General features: G+C 64.3%; 1 protein-coding gene. It reads right to left on the bottom strand.

The window, feature by feature from the left end; translation table 11 throughout:
* On the bottom strand, positions 1-539 hold a 539-nt coding region (locus AC5ZG5_RS46375), incomplete at its 3' end, for an FIST signal transduction protein (protein ID WP_496165589.1).
* Positions 540-589: the final 50 nt, after the last annotated feature.

Below are 589 nucleotides of genomic sequence, written 5' to 3'. Positions count from 1 at the left end.
CGCCTATCCAGCTCGTAGAGGATGTTGCCCTCGGCCCGAGTGATGATGCGCAGCGGCCCGAATGGCTCCCAGCCGCCCATCGATGCGTAGCCAATACGCAAATCGTTGCCATACAGGCCGACCGCTGCCACGCGCTGGGGGCCCGCGCCACCGTCGGCAATCACCCAAGTCTCGGCGAAGTTGGTTCCATCTCCGGAAAGGCCGCCGGTGATCGACACGCCTTCCGAGACGCCGCCCGCGAGACCGCGCGCCAGGTCGGAGCCATTGACGTGTAAGCCATCAGAAAGCACGAACACGTGGCGCAACGAGGCGTCGTTGAGCTGCCGTGCGAGCTCCTTGCCGACGTCATAGCTTGCCTTCGCCTCGCCAATCGCAGCGGAGGCGAACCGGAGCCGCGTATGTTCGAAGTCCGCAAGGGTGGCAATCACCGAGTCGTCGACGACCATGTCGCCGACGATCTCGCCGGAAGTCGAGCAACCGAGCATGGCGGCCCCTTTGAAATGGTCGCGCAACTCGCCCACGGGGGCGCCTGCCTGCATCAGCGATCTCGCGCCAAAAACGAACACGACACTTTGTCGTCCGACTTCAC

Source organism: Bradyrhizobium sp. Ses1 (genome assembly GCF_059512365.1).
Note: the sequence above shows the minus strand (reverse complement) of the source record. Positions and strands in the feature narration are given on the sequence as shown.